General features: G+C 63.2%; 17 protein-coding genes. 13 read left to right on the top strand and 4 right to left on the bottom strand.

What is annotated here, in order from left to right:
- Nucleotides 1–45: 45 nt before the first annotated feature.
- On the bottom strand, nt 46–828 hold the full coding sequence (purC, locus tag MTR64_RS12860) for a phosphoribosylaminoimidazolesuccinocarboxamide synthase (RefSeq protein ID WP_243994459.1): 783 nt from the start codon (nt 826–828) through the stop codon (nt 46–48).
- A gap of 186 nt (nt 829–1,014) precedes the next feature.
- Between purC and MTR64_RS12855 the strand changes: the two genes are divergently transcribed.
- Nucleotides 1,015–1,482, top strand: coding sequence for a MaoC family dehydratase (locus MTR64_RS12855; RefSeq protein ID WP_243994458.1), 468 nt, complete (start codon nt 1,015–1,017; stop codon nt 1,480–1,482).
- Nucleotides 1,483–1,496: 14 nt separating this feature from the next.
- The gene (locus MTR64_RS12850; protein WP_243994456.1) at nt 1,497–2,084 is read left to right on the top strand and encodes a GNAT family N-acetyltransferase; all 588 of its coding nucleotides are present in this window, start codon (nt 1,497–1,499) and stop codon (nt 2,082–2,084) included.
- Here the strand turns inward: MTR64_RS12850 and MTR64_RS12845 are convergent.
- Nucleotides 2,081–2,560 (bottom strand): low molecular weight protein-tyrosine-phosphatase, encoded by a 480-nt coding sequence (locus tag MTR64_RS12845; RefSeq protein WP_243994454.1) that lies wholly within the window; start codon nt 2,558–2,560, stop codon nt 2,081–2,083. The two genes, MTR64_RS12850 and MTR64_RS12845, sit on opposite strands and share 4 nt — an antisense overlap.
- A gap of 314 nt (nt 2,561–2,874) precedes the next feature.
- Here MTR64_RS12845 and MTR64_RS12840 point away from each other — a divergent pair, with 314 nt between their 5' ends.
- The 5 genes from MTR64_RS12840 (at nt 2,875) to MTR64_RS12820 (ending at nt 8,504) form a co-directional block, all read left to right on the top strand.
- Nucleotides 2,875–4,752: a pilus assembly protein TadG-related protein gene (locus MTR64_RS12840; protein ID WP_243994452.1), complete on the top strand. Its 1,878-nt coding sequence runs from the start codon at nt 2,875–2,877 to the stop codon at nt 4,750–4,752.
- Nucleotides 4,752–5,363 (top strand): TadE/TadG family type IV pilus assembly protein, encoded by a 612-nt coding sequence (locus MTR64_RS12835; protein WP_243994449.1) that lies wholly within the window; start codon nt 4,752–4,754, stop codon nt 5,361–5,363. The genes MTR64_RS12840 and MTR64_RS12835 overlap by 1 nt, the downstream gene beginning before the upstream one ends.
- Nucleotides 5,363–5,995, top strand: coding sequence for a TadE/TadG family type IV pilus assembly protein (locus MTR64_RS12830; RefSeq protein WP_243994447.1), 633 nt, complete (start codon nt 5,363–5,365; stop codon nt 5,993–5,995). The genes MTR64_RS12835 and MTR64_RS12830 overlap by 1 nt, the downstream gene beginning before the upstream one ends.
- Before the next feature lie 117 nt (nt 5,996–6,112).
- Entirely contained in the window at nt 6,113–7,276 is a 1,164-nt protein-coding gene (locus MTR64_RS12825; protein WP_243994445.1) for a sulfotransferase family protein, read from the top strand.
- Between the two features lie 133 nt (nt 7,277–7,409).
- Complete coding sequence (locus tag MTR64_RS12820; protein WP_243994443.1) at nt 7,410–8,504, top strand: TauD/TfdA family dioxygenase; 1,095 nt, start codon at nt 7,410–7,412, stop codon at nt 8,502–8,504.
- 15 nt (nt 8,505–8,519) lie between these two features.
- Here the strand turns inward: MTR64_RS12820 and MTR64_RS12815 are convergent, their stop codons facing one another.
- Both MTR64_RS12815 and MTR64_RS12810 read right to left on the bottom strand, forming a co-directional pair.
- Nucleotides 8,520–9,179 carry a cysteine hydrolase gene (locus MTR64_RS12815; protein WP_243994440.1) on the bottom strand — a complete coding sequence of 220 codons (660 nt, stop codon included), beginning with the start codon at nt 9,177–9,179 and terminating at the stop codon, nt 8,520–8,522.
- A complete protein-coding gene (locus MTR64_RS12810) occupies nt 9,179–10,009 on the bottom strand; it encodes an oxidoreductase (protein ID WP_243994438.1) in 831 nt (276 codons plus the stop codon). The genes MTR64_RS12815 and MTR64_RS12810 overlap by 1 nt, the downstream gene beginning before the upstream one ends.
- 179 nt (nt 10,010–10,188) lie before the next feature.
- On the opposite strand from MTR64_RS12810, the gene MTR64_RS12805 reads away from it, so the two are divergent.
- The 6 genes from MTR64_RS12805 to MTR64_RS12780 are packed head-to-tail and all read left to right on the top strand — an operon-like array spanning nt 10,189 to nt 17,030.
- Nucleotides 10,189–11,118: a ribokinase gene (locus MTR64_RS12805; protein WP_243994436.1), complete on the top strand. Its 930-nt coding sequence runs from the start codon at nt 10,189–10,191 to the stop codon at nt 11,116–11,118.
- A 38-nt stretch (nt 11,119–11,156) separates the two neighbouring features.
- Entirely contained in the window at nt 11,157–12,281 is a 1,125-nt protein-coding gene (locus MTR64_RS12800) for an LLM class flavin-dependent oxidoreductase (protein ID WP_243994434.1), read from the top strand.
- A complete protein-coding gene (locus MTR64_RS12795; RefSeq protein ID WP_243994431.1) occupies nt 12,274–12,924 on the top strand; it encodes a cysteine hydrolase family protein in 651 nt (216 codons plus the stop codon). The genes MTR64_RS12800 and MTR64_RS12795 overlap by 8 nt, the downstream gene beginning before the upstream one ends.
- Nucleotides 12,925–12,961: 37 nt before the next feature.
- Entirely contained in the window at nt 12,962–14,374 is a 1,413-nt protein-coding gene (locus MTR64_RS12790) for an amidohydrolase family protein (protein ID WP_243994429.1), read from the top strand.
- Nucleotides 14,359–15,606 carry an MFS transporter gene (locus tag MTR64_RS12785; protein WP_243994426.1) on the top strand — a complete coding sequence of 416 codons (1,248 nt, stop codon included), beginning with the start codon at nt 14,359–14,361 and terminating at the stop codon, nt 15,604–15,606. The genes MTR64_RS12790 and MTR64_RS12785 overlap by 16 nt, the downstream gene beginning before the upstream one ends.
- Nucleotides 15,607–15,629: 23 nt before the next feature.
- The gene (locus MTR64_RS12780) at nt 15,630–17,030 is read left to right on the top strand and encodes a peptidase M20 (protein WP_243994424.1); all 1,401 of its coding nucleotides are present in this window, start codon (nt 15,630–15,632) and stop codon (nt 17,028–17,030) included.
- Nucleotides 17,031–17,094: the final 64 nt, after the last annotated feature.

The raw sequence follows: 17,094 nt of genomic DNA, 5'->3' as shown, positions 1-17,094 counted from the left end.
TGCCTCGCGATCCGGCCTCTTGTTTATCGCTGGAAAGCCGTAAGCTTACTTGCCGCGCAGCTTGCGGTGCTTGGACAGGTCGAACACCTCGCTCGGGCCGTTGTCGTCCTGCAGCAGGCCGAGACGACGGGCGACTTCCTGATAGGCTTCTTCCTCGCCGCCCAGATCGCGGCGGAAGCGGTCCTTGTCGAGCTTTTCGCCGGTGTGCATGTCCCACAGGCGGCAGCCGTCGGGGCTGATCTCGTCGGCCAGGATCACGCGGCTGAAATCGCCGTCCCAGATACGGCCGAATTCCAGCTTGAAGTCGATCAGGCGGATGTTGATCGCCGCGAACATGCCGCACATGAAGTCGTTCACGCGGATCGCCATGTCGGCGATGTCCTGCATCTCGTCATGCCCGGCCCAGCCGAAGCAGCGGATGTGTTCCTCGGCGATCATCGGATCACCCAGGGCATCGTCCTTGTAGTAATATTCGATCAGCGTGTGCGGCAGCATCTCGCCTTCGGGGATGCCGAGACGCTTGGAGATCGAGCCGGCCGCCACGTTGCGCACCACCACCTCGATCGGGATGATTTCCACCTGGCGCACCAGCTGCTCGCGCATGTTGAGGCGGCGGATGAAGTGGTTGGGCACGCCGATGTGGTTGAGGCGCGTGAAGACGTACTCGCTGATGCGGTTGTTGATGACGCCCTTGCCCTGGATCGTGCCTTTCTTCTGCGCGTTGAACGCAGTGGCATCGTCCTTGAAGTACTGGATCAGCGTGCCGGGCTCCGGACCCTCGTAGAGAATCTTGGCCTTGCCTTCGTAAATCTGGCGGCGACGGGACATTGCTTTCGTCCTTCAAACGGCAAAAAGAGCAAACCCCGGCCCGTCGAGTCTCGGGCGACTGCACGGGCCGGGGCATTTCGGCGGCCATATAGTGCAAGCGGGGGCAAAAGCAAACTGCCCTCACTGCAGTTGGTGGATAGCAGCCTTTGCGGCACGATGCCTGCACAGAAGAGAGAAGGGGGCAGGATGGGCGAAGATGGCGCCAGTGAGGTGGAGTCGTGGATCGCACAGGTTGTGGGACAGCCGGTGGTTTCGGACTGGGTCACGGTCGATCAGGCGATGATAACCGGCTTTGCCGATGTGACGCGGGACTGGAATTTTCTCCATGTCGATGAAGACGCGGCGCAGTCCGCCGGGATGGACCGCACGATCGCCCATGGTTTCCTGACGTTGTCGCTGCTTTCGCCGATGCGCATGGATGCCGGGCTTGTGCCTTGTCCGGGGCTTAAGATGGCGATGAACTACGGGCTCGACGGCGTGCGGTTTCTGGCGCCGGTCTATGCGGGCGACCGGGTTCGCGGGCATTTTACCACGCGCGAGATTGTCGAGACGCAGCCGGGCCGTTATCGCGAGACAGTGCAGGCCAGTGTCGAGATCGAAGGACAGGACCGGCCTGCGCTCGTCGCCACCTGGCTGGCGTTGTACATGACCTGAAAGGCGCAGCCGACATGGCGGTAACTGTCAGACCCTTGACCGGAGATCAGATTCTTGCGGCGGTCGATGATCTCGCCGCACTGCGCATGACGGTCTTTGCCGAGTGGCCTTACCTCTACGACGGCGATCCGGCCTACGAAGCGCGTTACTTGCGCGAATTCGTCGCGGCACCTGACGGCATTCTGGTGGCCGCCTGCGACGGGGACAGGATCGTGGGGGCGGCCACGGCTTCGCCCATGCAGGCACAAAAGGCGGAATTCCGGGCACCGTTCGAGGCACGCGGGCTTGATGTCTCGCGCCTGTTCTACTTCGGCGAATCCGTGTTGCTGTCCGCGTATCGCGGGCAGGGGATCGGTAATGCCTTCTTCGATCACCGCGAGGCGCAGGCCCGCAAATGCGGCGCTGATGCCGCGACCTTCGCCGCGGTCATTCGTCAGGCGGAACATCCCGACCGGCCGGAAGGTTACGTTCCGCTGGACGGCTTCTGGCGCAAGCGCGGCTACGAGCCGGTCGCGGGCTTCGTCACCGAACTGGACTGGAAAGACCACCGGGACGCGAAGGAGACGCCCAAGCCGATGCAGTATTGGCTGCGTCTCCTCTAGCGGCTTGCCCGCCGGATTGCCTCAAGCAGGTGGCCTGTGGCTTCGTGCACTTGCCGCCATGTGGCCTCGAACCCTTCCGGGCCACCGAAATAGGGATCGGCGACATCCTGCCCTTTCATTCCGGGCACATGGTCCAGCAACAATGTCAGGCGCGCGCGCGAGGTTGCCGGAGCGGCCTGCCGGAGATCGGCGAGGTTCTGGTGATCCAGAGCAACGATCTGCTCAAAGCGCGTGAAGTCATCGCGGCAGACCTGCCGGGCGCGATAGGAGGAGATGTCGATCCCGTGACGCAAGGCCTCTGCGCGCGAACGCGGGTCGGGAGGATTCCCAATATGCCATGAGCCGGTACCGGCCGAATCCACCATCAGATCGAGCCCTGTCGCTTGCGCTTGATGGCGCAGCGCCGCTTCGGCAAGCGGAGAGCGGCAGATGTTGCCCAGGCAGACGAACAGGACTGAGGGACGGTGGGCATTCATGCCAGCTTTCCTAGCGACACCCGATCGTGCCGTCACCTGCTTGCGTATCATGGCCCCGCGGCACCGGGCGGGGCTGTTGCCTTTAGGGCTTGATTAACCGGTGGCGTGCGAAAATCAGGCAATATTGAAGTGCGCAGGCCAACGCGCCCGGCGGTTTGAGGCGTGCAATGTCCCAAGTCATTCTCGACCATTGGCAGGCGAGGTCATGGGGCAATTCGTTAAGGGGTTGGCGATATCCTCCGGCAAAATCGGCCGATATTCCATCGAGCTAGCGTGGTTTACCGATGCATAGAGTCAAAGCTCTCTTTAGGCGATTGGCCCGCGACGCCGCGGGTAACGTTCTGGCGCTTGCTGCCGTGGGCATGGTGGTCGCCGTCGGCGTTGTCGGTTCCGCAATCGACATGAGCCAGGCCTATCGTCTCGACAATCGGCTGCAGGCCGCCTGCGACGCGGCGGTTCTGGCGGGCAGGCGCGCGGTCACGGACATCGGTCCCAGCCCCAGCGGCTTCAACACACTGGCGCAGACGACAGCCAGCAACTACTTCCAGACCAATTTCGATGACACCACGGGTGTTGTTACAGGGACCACCTTCTCGGCGACGTCCGACGATCAGGGCATAACCGTCAATGGCGTGGCGAGCACGACCTATCTGACAGCCGTGATGCGCCTGTTCGGGTTCAAGACAATTCCGATCTCGGCTTCTTGCACGTCGTCCATGACCATGGGCAATGCCGACGTCGTCATGGTGCTCGACACCACCGGGTCGATGAGTTCGTCGCTTGGCAGCACCACGCGCATTCAGGCGCTGCGCGACGCGATGAACAATTTCTACACGACTGTCGCCAGTGCGACGCAGTCCACCAATGCGCGCGTGCGCTATGGTTTTGTGCCGTTCGCGACGACGGTCAATGTCGGAAAACTGATATATGCCGAGGATCCCGACTATCTTGTCGACAGTCATAAATACTGGTCGCGGGAATATACGGTCCTGACTGATCCAACGACAACCTATTCGTCGGTATATACCAGTGACTGGTCGCAATACTCCAGCACCAGTTACACCACGGAATCCGATTGTACGAATGCAGCGCCTGCCAACGACTCTGATTACTCCAACTATGGCAAGGGATCGACGTCAACGTCGACATCCGGGGGCGTTACGACGACGACCACGACGCAGCCGCAGAGAAAATATGCCTATCAGTGTGATTCCAAGACTGTGACCTCCGGCAGTTGGAAGAATCCGAAGACGACGACCGTCTGGTATATTTATCGCATGTACTATTCGCGTGACGCTTATACGACTTCATCGGCGAGCTATTCCTATCATCTGATCAATTACGCGACCGATGTCTACAAGACAGGAACATCGGTCAGTACGCCGACGGGAAGCGAGGGCGCATCTGTGTCTTCGACGTGGGATGGCTGCATCGAGGAACGCGGGACAGTGAACAGTTCCACGTTCAGTTATTCGTCGATCACGGGCATGTCTCCCTCGGCCGCGCATGACGTCGACATCGACAGTGCTCCTGACGTCGGTGACGACAACACCAAGTGGGTGCCGATGTGGCTGGATGTCACGTACCGTCAGAAGAGCAGCAATTCCGGCAGCAATTACACCTACTCGCCGAATACTCCGACGGCATACGGCGACCATCCATCGACCGACAATTGCTCCGCCGAGGCGCAGTTGCTAACCGAGATGGATGCCACCAGTTTCTCGGACTATGCCGACACGCTGACGCCGAAAGGCAATACCTATCTGGACGTTGGCATCATCTGGGGCGGCAGGCTGCTGTCGCCGAATGGCATCTTCGCCGACAACGTCAATGAAACGCCCTCGAACGGTGGCAAGGTATCCCAGCACCTCATCTTCATGACGGACGGCGACATGAACACCACCAGCACTACGCCGACGGCATGGGGGATGGAATACTGGGACCGTCGTGTCACGTCCGACGGTTCGAGCGACAACGACGCCCGTCACACACAGCGTTTTCGCGCGGTGTGCGATGCGATCAAGGCAAAGGGCATTCGTCTCTGGGTAATTGCCTTCACCGGTACCCTGAACAGCGACCTGACCTATTGCGCTTCCAGCAACAGTTCCTTCGTCGCGGCCGACGCGGATTCGCTCAATTCAGCATTTCAGTCGATCGCCACCAAGGTCAGTGAATTGCGGGTGACCCAATGATGGCTGCATGGTCCACCACTGCCCTCGGCCACAAGATGGCCGCTTTGCGCAAGGCTCGGGATGGTGCCGCCATCGTCGAATTCGCGCTTGCCGCGCCGGTCCTGATCATGCTGCTGATCGGCATATTCGATCTGGGCTACATGGTTTACGCGAAATCCATTCTGAACGGTGCCATACAGCACGCGGCGCGCAGCTCCTCGCTCGAGACTGCGGATACTTCTGCCGCCGACGCGTACATCTCTTCGGTGATGAAGGAAGTGCTTCCCGGTGCGCAGGTCACGATGACGCGCAAGAGCTACTACGACTTCACCGATATCGCGCGGCCGGAATCCTGGAATGACGCCAACAATAATGGGACGTGCGACAACGACGAAGCCTATACTGACGAGAACGGCAACGGCCAGTGGGATGCCGACGTTGCAAAATCGGGCAATGGCGGCGCGGACGATGTCGTCATCTACACCGTGACGGTGACTTACACGCCGCTGTTTCCCAATCCTTTCATCGAGGGAACCAGTGCCTCGCGCACGCTGTCGGCCTCGACGGTCAAGAAGAACCAGCCGTTCTCGTCACAGACTTCGTATGGTTCGTCCGCAGGGGTGTGCAGCTGATGCCCAGGTTGAAATCTCTTCTCCCGGACCTGGCGCGGGATACCGGGGGCGTATCGCTGGTCGAACTGTCACTGGTGCTGCCGATCCTGCTCTCGCTGGGGTTTTACGGGACCGAACTGGCATACATGACCATGGTGAACATGCAGGTCAGCCAGATCGCGGTTTCGGTTGCCGACAATGCATCGCGCCTTGGCCAGTCGGAAAACAGTTCGGTGACGCCGACGGTTACCGAGGCGCAGGTCGATTCGGTCATGGCAGGCGCGCTGGTCGAGGGTTCCTCGTTTGATTTCAGTTCGAACGGGCGCATCATCCTTTCCAGTCTGGAAAAGGATGCATCCAGCGGGGACCAGTATGTTCACTGGCAACGTTGCAGAGGCGATCTGGCAGCAGATTCCGCTTACGGTACGGCGGGTACGGTGGTTTCCGGCATGGGGCCCAGCGATCACCTGATTACCGCTAGCGACGGTTCGGCAGTCATGTTCGTTGAAGTCTACTATGATTACAAACCGCTGTTCGGAACGATGTTCATGGGAGACACGACGTTCCACCGCGAAGCGGCGTTCATTGTCAGGGACGACCGCAATCTGACCCCGGGTGTGACCGGTACGGGCGGACAATCCTCCTGCAGCTGATGCCATAGGGAAGGTCGCAGGAGCGATCAGTCGCGTCCGGTGTCCTGTCGGCCTTGCGCCGTGATGCAGCTTGCCCATTCTTCACGCCAAAGCAGCGGGAATGGGAGAGAAGCGGGCATGCTCGATGCGGATGCGATCATCATCGAGGCCGAGGCGCGGGCGGGGATCGCGGACGGCGATGCTGCTGTGCGCGGCAATCTGGTGCGGCTGGTGGCGCAACTGGCACGCGATTTCCCGATGTCGCCTGAGGGCGAGGCTTCGGTTCGGGACAGTCTGCTGCGCGACACCGTGAACCGGCTGGAAGGGCTGCGCTGGCTGCGCGACTATCCCGAAATCGCCAAGGAACCGATCGAGGCTCCGGTGTTCCTCATGGGCCTGCCGCGTTCCGGTACCACCTATTTCCAGTACCTGTTCGACCGCGATCCGCGTTTCCGGCTGATCCGCACGTGGGAATCGGTGATGCCTTCGCCACCGCCGGGGCATGATCCGCAATCCGTCGCGGAACGCCGCGCGGCGTTTGCCGAAATGCAGCGCCGACGCCCGCATTTCGAAGGCTTCGAGGCGTTGCACCTCTATGACGAGGACGGCTCGGACGAATGCCATGCGTTCCTGGAGCAGAGCTTCGGTGCGGCGGGGCTTAACAACCTCTACAGGGTGCCGGGCTACTTCGATTTCCTTCTCGACGAAGCCGATCTGGTCGAAGTCTATCGCATCCACAAGCGGCAGCTCCAGCTGCTCCAGTGGCGCTGCGAACGAAAGCCCTGGGCGCTCAAGTATCCCAACCACGTGATCGCGATGGACGCGATCCTGCAGGTCTATCCCGATGCGCGCATGGTGATGACCCATCGCGATCCGGTGCAGGCGCTGGCCTCGATCTGCAAGATGACGCTGAACCTTCGAGGGATGCGGGCGGCGGGGCCGGTCGATCCACACGAGGTCGGGCGGGACATGCTGCATTTCATTCAGCGTCACATCGACCGCATCATGGCCTTCGATGCCGGACCGGAAGGCAGGCGTGTGGTACACGTCGATTACTACGCGCTGGTGGCCGATCCTGTGACGGAAATGCGCGCCATCCATGCCGGGCTCGGCATCGACACGCCGGACGATGTCGCGCGTGCCGTGGGGGACTGGCTGGCCGCCAACCCGAAGAATGCCCGGGGACGCAACGAATATGCGCTGGAACAATACGGGCTGGACGACGCCGAGGTCGCCGCCCGTTTCGCCTCCTATATTAGCCGTTTCGCGATCCCGCGCGAACGCGAGGCGCTGGCGGCCTGAGCCGTTGAGGCACGGGCCTGCCGGGGAGGGCACGTTCGCCACGCGAAAAACTTTATGCCATGGCGCGACAAGTCGCAGGCGCACCGGCAGCGTAAGCTGCGTGCATAGAGTTTCAGCATAGAAGGATCAGTTCATGGCCATCACGCCCGGCGTATCGTTGGAAGCCGTTCCGCCCGTCACCACCGACGCGGCGTGGCGCGGGGACCAGCTCGAGAAGACCGGTGAGTGGGTCTACATGCTTTCCCCCGAGCAGATTTCCGAACTCGAAACCCTGGGCGCACGCTTCCTTGAGGATAACCCGGACCTGCGCACTGTTCAGGCGGAAGACTACCCGTTGGTCGCCTGCGCCGATGCCGTGAAGGAATGGGGCAGCGACGTGGACTATGGCCGGGGCTTCGTCCTCGTTCGCGGACTGCGCACGCATCTCTATTCGGACGCGCTGTCCTCGGCGATCTACTACATTCTCGGCCTGCACATGGGCGATCCGATCCGCCAGAACGAAATGGGCGACCTGATCGACCACGTCTACGCCACTTCGGACAAGACCATGGACGATCCCACCGCGCTGTCCGCCAAGGTGCGTGACAAGCTGGTCTATCATTCGGACAGTTCGGACGTCGTGGCGCTGATGTGCCTGCGTCCGTCCAAGGAGGGCGGGCTTTCCTGCCTCGTGTCCGGCGCGCAGATCTACAACGAGATCCTGGCGCGCCGCCCGGACCTGGCGCCGTTGCTGCTCGAGCCGTTCCATTGGGACTGGCGCCGGCAGGACCACAACGCACCTTCTGACACTTACACCTCGCCGATCGTCAGCCTCGTCGATGGCGTGTTCTCGATGTACGCGGGCTCGCTCTACATTCTCACCGCACAGGAATACGAGGGCGTGCCCAAGCTCAGCCCCGAGCAGATCGAGGTGCTCGAGCTCTTCGACCAGATCACCTACGAAGAGGGCATGGCCATCGCGATGGACTTCCGTCCGGGCGACATCCAGTGGCTGTCGAACTACGCGGCGCTTCATGCCCGCACCACGTTCTGGGACTGGCCCGAGCCGCAGCGTCGCCGCCACCTGCTGCGCCTGTGGCTGAGCCGCGATGCTGGCCGTCCGGTCGTGCCGGGCTTCGGCAAGAACGGCGTCGTGCAGGTCCGCTCGGCTCCGCGCGACGGCGCAGCGGAGCATCCGGACGCACACTTCGATATCTATTCCGTCTCGGTGCCGCGCCTCCTCTCCTGAGGTGGCGCAGGAACGCTAGACCAGTGTGAGAACTTCGTCCGCCGTCTTCACGTCGGCGAAGTTCAGCCGCAGGTTGAGCAGCGCGGCCAGGTGTTCCTCGTCGGTGACGGTCGCGCAGGCGTCCGACACGACGATTACCTTGTAGCCGCGCATGTTGCCTTCGCGGGCAGTGGATTCGACGCAGACGTTGGTCAGTGTTCCGGCCAGAACCAACGTATCGACCCCGCAAAGCTCCAGTACTTTTGCCAGCGCCCCGCCGGGACACGAAAAGGCGCCGTAGCGGTACTTGTCGAGCACGAAGTCGTCAGCCCCGACTGCCATTTCCGGAAACAGCTCGTGCGCCGGCGCATCCACCGCCATGGATTCGACCGCGCGCTGCACGACCGGGTCGGTCATGTCGTACTGCCATTCGGGCATCGCCAGATGCGGCGCTTTGCCTACGGTCTGGCGGGTCCAGATCACGTGCGTCCCGGCATCGCGCATGGAGCGTACCAGCCGGTTGACCTGCGGTACGATCGCGCGCGCATTGCAGTTGCCGAAAACTTCATCCTCGGCAACGAAGACAGACTGCATGTCGATCACCACGAGTGCAGTACGCGCGGGATCGATCGTGTCGAAACAGTTGTATCCCCGTCCGCGTGCGATGGCCCAATCGGGTATCTTGCAGGGATGCATCAGGCTTCCTCGAACGCGATCGAGAGCGAGAGTGCTTCCCACTGCTTGATCTGCCCGGCGACGAAGGCGTGCTGGTCTGTCGCGTAGTGCAGGGCATCTTCGCCGAGGAACAGGTTCAGCGGCGGTTCGGGCGCCTCGAGCGCGGTCAGGATGGCGGCCGCGGCGCGTTGCGGGTCGCCTTTTTCCTTGCCCGCATTTTCAGTGAGGCTGCGGCGCGCGAAATGAGCGACCTCGTCGTATTCGGCGATGTCCTTGTCGGCAATGCGCAGGCCAGCGGCAGCGAACTCGGTGCGCATTCCGCCCGGTGCGACGTTGGTGACGCGGATGTTCATCGGCGCCACTTCCTGCGCCAGAGTCTGGCCAAGGCATTCCAGTGCATACTTGCTCGCACCGTAGATCGCCGTGCCTGCCCAGGGTGCATGGCCGCTGACTGACGTCACGTTGACGATGTGGCCCGCGCGGCGTGCGCGCATCATGGGGAGCACGGCCTGCATCATCCGCATGGCGCCGAAGACGTTGATTTCGAACAGCGCCTTGGCTTCGTCTATCGAGACTTCCTCGATGGCACCGGCGATGCCGTAACCGGCATTGTTGACAAGGCGGTCGATTCCGCCGGTCAGCTCTTCGGCCCGGGCGACGGCCGCGCGCACGCTGGCATCGTCGGTAAGGTCCACGCTGAGCACGTGGGCACGGCCCGGAGCCAGGCTTGTGAAAGCCTCGTCGGCGGCCTGCCGCGTCGTGCCGACGACGGTGTCGCCGCGTGCCAGTGCTGCCTGCGCGAGTGCCCGGCCGAGACCCGCGCCGATTCCGGTGATGAGCCAATTCGTCATTTCGTGCGACCCTCGTCCTCTTTGATTGCGGTGGCAGCCTAGGGGCCAGCCGCACTTCCACTCTTGGCGCTGGTTGCCGCAATTGTTGCGTGGAGGCGCACGCGCGCCGCTCCCGCTTGACCCGGCGCGCCGGCTCGTGGTCCATCAAGGCCCAACAAGCAGAATGACGGGGCGCAGACTTGGCCGTTTACATTGCCGGTTCGATCAATCTCGATATCATTACCTCACTGGATCGCCTGCCGGTGCCGGGTGAAACCGTCCTCGCCCGCGCCACCGCGAAGCTGCCGGGCGGCAAGGGCGCCAATCAGGCTGTCGCCGCCGCGCGCATGGGTGCCGAGACGCGCATGATCGGCGCCGTGGGCGAGGGCGATGCCGGGCGCTGGATGTGCGAGCGGCTGGCGGCGGAAGGCATCGATGTATCAGGTGTATCCGTTCTGAGCGGACACGAAACCGGAACCGCCTACATCGCCGTCGACGCGCAGGGCGAAAACCAGATTATCGTCGTTTCCGGCGCCAATGCACAGCTTTCCGGCGTGGAGCCGGTATCCGGCGGTGTGCTGCTTTCGCAGCTTGAGGTTCCGGTGGCTGCTCTGCTGCCCGTATTCGCGCAGTCGAAGGCGATCCGCATCCTGAACACCGCGCCGGCCCTGGCCGAGGCGCGGTGCCTGTTCGAGCACGTCGATATCCTCGTGCTCAACCAGCATGAGCTGGCCGTCTATACGCAAGCATCCGACGGTGACGACATTCTGGCGCGTGCGCGCAGCCTGCTGACGCGTTCCGGGCAGGCGGTGGTCGTGACGCTGGGCGGCGACGGGGCCCTGGCCGTTCGCGGTGACTGGCATTTCCATGTGCCCGCGGTCCCGGTTGTTCCGGTTGACACGATCGGCGCGGGCGACTGTTTCTGCGGTTCGCTGGCGGCTTTGCTCGATGAGGGGTACTGTCTGGCAGAGGCCCTGCCGAAGGCGAGCGCTGCTGCCGCGCTGAGCACGCTGGGGCAGGGTGCTGCGCCCTCGATGCCTTCGCGCGCGGCAGTCGAGGACCTGCTTTCGGGCGCAGCAACAGAACATGCGCCGCCGGTCAAGAACCCGCGAGCCGCTGCCCTAAGCTGAGGCCAGGGTTGCAGGCCACAATATTTGGGGATCTGAAGATGAGTGAGTTCGAACCAACGCCATTTGGCATTCCGTCGGACGTGGGCGGCAAGGACCTTGGCATCTTCCTGCCGATCGCCAACGGCGGCTGGATCCTCTCGAAGAACAAGCCCGAACTGGACGGTTCCTATGCCTATAACCGCCAGTGCGCGGTGCTGGCCGAAGAGGCCGGGTTCGACTTCATCATGTCGATGTCGAAGTTCCGCGGCTACGGCGGCGAGACTCAGCACTGGAACAGCTCGCTCGATCCGGTCGTTCTCATGGCGGCGCTGGCCGAGGTTACCAAGAAGGTGAAGTGCTGGACCACGGTTCACACGATCCTGCAGAACCCGGCTGTCGTGGCCAAGATGCTGGCGACGCTGGATCAGGTCTCGAACGGGCGTGCGGGCCTCAATGTCGTGACCGGCTCCTACAAGGGCGAGTTCTCGCAGATGGGGGCCTGGCCCGAGGGTGTCGATCACGATGCCCGCTATGACCTCGCGCAGGAATGGATCACCGCGATCAAGCGCCTCTGGAAAGAGGATTCGGTCACGATGGACGGCAAGTATTTCCAGCTGGAAGACTGCGAATCCTGGCCCAAGCCCGAAAAGCGGCCGTTCCTCGTCTGCGCGGGCTCCTCGCAGCGCGGCATGCGCTTCACCTCCGAGGAAATGGACGCGATTTTCCTGAGCGGTGCCGAGCCCGAGGAACTGGCGAAAGCCAGTCATGATGCCAAGGCAGATGCCGCGAGCATCGGTCGCTACGTGCGTACCTACTCGATGATGACGATCGTTTTCGGCGATACCGACGAGGAAGCCGAAGCGACCGCCAGGTATTATGCCGAGGGCTTCGACGAAGGCGCGCTGCACGGCATGATGCGCGCCTATGGCTTCCTTGATGCCGAGATCGGCAAGGAGAACGCCTTCACCAAGAAGTCGCGCTCCAGCTTCATGTCGGCCTATGTCACCGGAACCACGCAGACGGTGATCGACAAGCTCACCGAACTGTTTTCGGTGGCCGAAACCGACGGGTTGATGCTGATCTTCCCTGACTACATGACAGGCATTCCCACGTTTGGCCGCGAAGTCCTGCCGGTGTTGCGTGAGCGTTTTCCCGGCAAAGTGAAAGTCGGCAACCATGGCTGAGGCGGCGGACCTGCCGCACGTTGCACCGGATGCGCTGGCGGCAATGCTGCCAGCGGAAACGACGGCGCTGGTGGTTGTGGACATCCAGAAGGATTTCGCCGCGCCTGACGGGCTTGTCGGCGGTTTCGGCCAGGACATGACCACTGTCGAGGCCGCGATCGATCGCATAGAGGAACTGATCGCGGCGGCGCGCAAGGCGGGCGTAACTCTTGCGTTCATGCGCGTGGTGACGCATCCCGATACAGACCCGGCCGTGCTCAAGACCCTCATGGTCCGCCGGGGGCAGGAAGGTGGCGAAGCGATCTGCCGGACGGACAATGGCGGCGCCGATTACTACCGTGTTAAGCCCGAGCCGGGCGACATCGAGATCGACAAGCTGATGTTCGACAGCTTCCATGGCACCGATTTTGACGAACAGCTGAAATGGCGCGGGATCGAGACGCTGGTGATGACCGGCATCACTACCGATTGCTGCGTCGATTCGACAGCGCGCACCGGCTTTCACAACGGGTACAACATCTTCCTCGTCTCGGATGCCTGCGCTGCCTACGAGCCGGACCTGCACACGGGCACACTCAACGTGCTCGAGAAGAACCTCGCGCTGTTGACCTCGACCGATGCCGTGCTGAAGGCGTGGGGATGACCAGTCGCGTCGCCCCGTCCCGGCGAGGCGGCCGGCCTTGAACGGCGAGGCTGAAGCTCCTTTGCAGGCCGATCTGCTCGTACGCCATGCCTGGATCGTCACGATGGACGACCAGCGGCGCATTTACCGCGACGGGGCTATCGCCATTTCCGGTGACCGGATCGTTGCGGTCGGACCGTCCGATGAAGTCGAGCGTGCCGTTCTCGCACGCGAGGTGATCGAGGGCGGGGACCGTTTCGTGGTCACGCCGGGCTTTGTGAACAGCCACGTCCACATCACCGGAGAGCCGATCACGCGCGGTGTCGTACCCGACAATACGGACTGGCAGACCAACGTCTTCGACTGGCTGATCCCCACCTACCTCGCCCAGACGCCGGAGGAAGAGGCGGTGTCCGCAACGCTCGCCGCGCTCGAGATGCTGCGGACAGGCACGACCTGCTTCGTCGAGGCGGGCACAATTCTCGATCTTGGCGCGGTGCATGATGCGCTTGCCGCAACCGGCATTCGTGGCCGCATTGGCCAGTGGGTGCAGGACCGGGCCTTTGCGCCCGATGACGATCAGGCGGCCTTGACTGCGGCAGCGATCGGCAAGCTCGAAAGCCAGCTTTCGCGTTATCCGGTGTCCGGCGACCCCCTGTTGGGCGCATGGGCCTGTCTGGTCGGACACAACACCGCGACCGATGCACTGTGGCTGGAGGCCACCGCACTGGCACGCGAGAGCGGCGCAGGTATTTCGGCGCACATGAGCGCGGACCCGGCGGACCCCGATTTCTATCTCGCCGATACCGGGCAGCGTCCACTGGTGCATCTCGCTGAAATTGGCGCTCTTGGTGCGCATCTTTCGCTGACGCACGGGATCTATCTCGACGAAGCCGAGGTGGATCTGCTGGCCGAAAGCGGAACCAGCGTCACTCATTGCCCGATGACCGCGATGAAGGGGGCTTACGGAGCGAGTTCGGCGGGCTTGTTTCCGCAGCTCGTGGCGCAGGGCGTGAACCTGCAGCTCGGTACCGACGGTAACAACAACGGCAACGCCGCCGACATGATGCGTGCGATGTTTGCCTGTGCCGGGCTGTTCAAGGACGCTCGCCGCGATGGTGACCTGTTTCCCGCTACGCAGGTGCTCGAAATGGCGACAGTGAACGGGGCGAAGAGCGCCGGTCTGTCGCATTGCATCGGCTCACTCGAACCCGGCAAGAAGGCGGACTTTGTCCTGCATGACCGCCACCGCCCTGAGTGGCAGCCTTTGTTCAACGTCGTGAACCAGCTTGTGTGGTCGGCGGACGGGCGCGGCGTGCACAGCGTCTGGGTGGATGGTCGCCGGGTGGTCGATACTTACCGCTCGACGCTGATCGACGAAGAGAAACTCTACGCCGAGGCGCAGGCAGCTGGCAGCGCTGTCCTCGCGCGGGCCAATATGGAGGTGCCCAGTCTATGGCCGGTCCTGTGATGACGGTGTCCAGCGGTTCGCGCGGCAAGGTTCTGCTGGCCTGCACGATGGGCAATTCGGTGAGTGTGACGCCTGCTGTCCATGCCGTGTTCGGCCTGTTTCTGGTGCCGCTGTCGGAGCAGTTCGGCTGGTCGAGAGCTTCCATTTCCGGGGTTCTCGGTGTGCTCGCGCTGGTCGGAGCGCTGAGCTATCCCATGATCGGCCGTCACGTCGACAGGCACGGCGCACGGCGCACTCTGCTGGCGGGTATCTTCGGCCTCGCCCTGTCCATTGGCGCGCTTTCGCTGACGAGCGGCAGCCTGATCCAGTTCTACGCCACGTACGCTGCGATCGCGGTGTTCGGAGCCATGGCGGGCACGCCGATCTTCCAGAAGGTGATTGCCGACTGGTTCGATCACAACCGCGGCACCGCGTTGGGGGTGAGCGCGGGCGGTGGCAATGGCCTCGGCTCGGTCGTGCTACCGGTTCTGGCCGCCGTGCTGGTGCAGACCTGGGGCTGGCGCACGGGCTATCTGGGCATCAGCGCCTTCATGCTGATCGTGGCACTGCCGGTGCTCTGGCTGCTGCTCCGCGACCGGAGCACGCATGAGCATGCGGATGCCATGGTTGAACGCGAGGGGATGACCTTGTCCGAAGCAGCCCATACGCCTGCATTCTGGCTGGTGCTCATCGCGCTCGCCGCCGGAGCAGGGGGCACGACGGCGGTATTCAGTCACGTCGTTCCGATCCTGAGCGACCGCGGGTTCTCGGTGGCGACGGGCACGGCAGTTGTCAGCGTCTTCGCGCTGGTGACCTCGGGCTGGCAGATCGCCACGGGACGGATCATGGACATGATCCAGACGCCGCGCGTGGCGGTGCCGATGTATCTCATGGCCGTCGTGGGGCTGGTGCTGCTCGAAACGGGGCAGGGGATGACCGTGCTGGTGATGGGCGGTGCGCTGCTGGGCATCGGTCTCGGAGGCCAGTTCGGCGCCTTGCCCTATTTTGTCGGGCGCTATTTCGGTGTCCGCCATTTCGGCTCGATCATTGGCGCGATGTATTCCGCCGTGATCGCGGCGCAGGGCACGACGCCGATCCTGCTCGACGCGATCTACGATGCGCAGCATACCTACCGTCCGGCGCTGGTTGGCGTGGGCGGAGCGCTGCTGGCCGGCGCGCTGCTGCTCATGCTGCTGCCGCGGTATAGCCGCGAGGCCGCGGCGGATGAGAGCCTGCTGGCGCCGAGCCACTGACACAAAGAATACGGGAGACTTGCGTGGCCGACTATTCGCAAACCGAACCGGGCGCGGCCTTCGCCGATCCTGCCAAGGCGCCCTATGCGGTCAGCGAGGAAGAGCGCGCGGCGATCGCGGCCGCCATCGATACCGATGAGCTTGTCGATCTGGCGCTGACGCTGGGCAACATCCCCAGCCGCTCGCGCGAGGAACTGGCGGCGGCCGAGTTCGTCCACGACTGGATGGCGCGCGAGGGGTTCCGTCCGCGCAAGGTCGGTGCCACGCCGGATCGGCCCAACGTGATCGGCGAATATGGCGGCACAGGGCGCGGGGCTAACCTGCTGTTCACCGCTCACCTCGATACCGAGAGCCCCTCGGGCATGATCGAGCACGACAAGTTCCGCTACCGCGAGAGCACGCTCGCCGATCCGGAATGGACCAGGTGCTGGCTCGACGAGGACGGCAGGATCCGCGGTTATCCTGTCACCAACGACCGCGGCCCGATGTCGTGCTTCCTGATCGCCGCCAAGGCGCTGCGCAGGGCAGGGATCGGCCTTTCCGGCAAGACCTGGCTGACCGCATGCCCCGGCGAGATCGGGCCGGAGCCGATCGAGGAATTCTCCGGCATCGGCTGGAACGGCAAGGACATCGGCGCACATTACCTCTTCCACCATGGCGGCGTCGCGCCGGACTACGCGATTGCCGCCGAGGGGACCGATTTCGGCCTCACCTGGCAGGGCTGCGGCTATGCCCTGTTCCGCATCCGCATCTTCGGGCAGGGCATGTTCTCGCCGATCCTCGATGCGCCTCAGGACCCGCAAAAGCATCCCAACCCGATCTATCGCCTCGGCCCGGTGATCGACGCACTCCACGCCTGGGGTCTCGGCTTCGAGCGCGACAGTGTGATGGAGACCGCCAGCGGCAGGATAATGCCCAAGGTCCAGATTGCCTCGGTCCGCGGAGGGATGCCGATCGACTTCGGCGCGGGCACCGAAGTCTGCGCGCTCTATCTCGAGGTTCTGCTCAATCCGCGGCAGAAGGCTGCTGACGCCATGCATGGAATTACCGAAACTATGCGCGGCGTGGATGTGGATGGATTCGATGTCGAGCCGGTCGTCGTGCGCCACGGTTTCGAGGCCCGGCCCGGCGAAGTCGCGCCGCTGGTGGGGGCAGTCGATGCCGCGACGCGGCTGGCGCGTGGGGCGCCGCTGGAACCGGCGCATCCCGTCTTTTCCAGCATGTGGCGCGACCATAACGTGTTCAACATGCACCGGATTCCGGCGGTAACCACCGGGATGCCGCGTTGGCGCCCAACGCCTGAAGACATGGCCTCCAGCGCGCTGGTCTACGCGCTGACGATGCTGGCTGTCTGCGGCCGGGGAGAGGCTCCTGCCGCCGCAAATGGCGCGACCAGCGTGTATGGGAACGAGACACCCTTCTGACCGGGACCGGACTGCCCCCTTGCCGATGGCGCGCGCGATGAATAGATCACGGGCCAAGTCGCCA

The sequence above is a fragment of the Novosphingobium album (ex Hu et al. 2023) genome (genome assembly GCF_022832385.1).
GTDB lineage: Bacteria > Pseudomonadota > Alphaproteobacteria > Sphingomonadales > Sphingomonadaceae > Novosphingobium > Novosphingobium album.
Note: the sequence above shows the minus strand (reverse complement) of the source record. Positions and strands in the feature narration are given on the sequence as shown.

What these genes read in the sequence shown, in the direction of transcription:
- MTR64_RS12825 (WP_243994445.1), top strand. Translation starts at nt 6,113, where the DNA reads ATGCTCGATGCGGATGCGATCATCATCGAGGCCGAGGCGCGGGCGGGG.
- MTR64_RS12785 (WP_243994426.1), top strand. Translation starts at nt 14,359, where the DNA reads ATGGCCGGTCCTGTGATGACGGTGTCCAGCGGTTCGCGCGGCAAGGTT.
- MTR64_RS12845 (WP_243994454.1), bottom strand. Translation starts at nt 2,560, where the DNA reads ATGAATGCCCACCGTCCCTCAGTCCTGTTCGTCTGCCTGGGCAACATC.
- MTR64_RS12795 (WP_243994431.1), top strand. Translation starts at nt 12,274, where the DNA reads ATGGCTGAGGCGGCGGACCTGCCGCACGTTGCACCGGATGCGCTGGCG.
- MTR64_RS12855 (WP_243994458.1), top strand. Translation starts at nt 1,015, where the DNA reads ATGGGCGAAGATGGCGCCAGTGAGGTGGAGTCGTGGATCGCACAGGTT.
- MTR64_RS12835 (WP_243994449.1), top strand. Translation starts at nt 4,752, where the DNA reads ATGGCTGCATGGTCCACCACTGCCCTCGGCCACAAGATGGCCGCTTTG.
- MTR64_RS12810 (WP_243994438.1), bottom strand. Translation starts at nt 10,009, where the DNA reads ATGACGAATTGGCTCATCACCGGAATCGGCGCGGGTCTCGGCCGGGCA.
- purC (WP_243994459.1), bottom strand. Translation starts at nt 828, where the DNA reads ATGTCCCGTCGCCGCCAGATTTACGAAGGCAAGGCCAAGATTCTCTAC.
- MTR64_RS12820 (WP_243994443.1), top strand. Translation starts at nt 7,410, where the DNA reads ATGGCCATCACGCCCGGCGTATCGTTGGAAGCCGTTCCGCCCGTCACC.
- MTR64_RS12815 (WP_243994440.1), bottom strand. Translation starts at nt 9,179, where the DNA reads ATGCATCCCTGCAAGATACCCGATTGGGCCATCGCACGCGGACGGGGA.
- MTR64_RS12850 (WP_243994456.1), top strand. Translation starts at nt 1,497, where the DNA reads ATGGCGGTAACTGTCAGACCCTTGACCGGAGATCAGATTCTTGCGGCG.
- MTR64_RS12800 (WP_243994434.1), top strand. Translation starts at nt 11,157, where the DNA reads ATGAGTGAGTTCGAACCAACGCCATTTGGCATTCCGTCGGACGTGGGC.
- MTR64_RS12830 (WP_243994447.1), top strand. Translation starts at nt 5,363, where the DNA reads ATGCCCAGGTTGAAATCTCTTCTCCCGGACCTGGCGCGGGATACCGGG.